The sequence below is a fragment of the Erwinia sp. PME.40.26/001 genome, assembly GCF_055556675.1.
The window spans coordinates 1-272 of the sequence record NZ_JBVHNP010000176.1 but is presented as its reverse complement, the minus strand read 5'-3'; the positions used below and the strand labels follow the sequence as shown (position 1 = coordinate 272).

The 272-nt window shown below is 68.0% G+C and carries 1 protein-coding gene; it reads right to left on the bottom strand.

The window, feature by feature from the left end:
- Window positions 1-272, bottom strand: a 272-nt coding sequence (locus ACZ3HG_RS23740; protein WP_465334830.1) for a rhodanese-like domain-containing protein, incomplete at both ends; no start/stop codon positions are given.

The window sequence follows — 272 nt, the reverse complement described above, 5'->3', positions numbered from 1 at the left end:
AACACCCGCTTCAGCGGTCCTTCGTCGTTCTCGTACGGCTGACCCTCACGCACCCAGTACTCGTACCCGCCGATCATCTCGCGCACCTGGTAGCCCAGCCGAGCCAACTCGAGCGCGCCCTTCTGACCCGCATTGCAGCCGGGGCTCCAGCAGTAGACGACGATCGGTACGTCGCGGTCGAGCTCGCGGGGCGCGCGGTCGGCGATCTGCCGGTATGGCATGTGGATGGCGCCGGTGATGCGGCCCTGGCTCCACGCATCGTCGCCACGGAC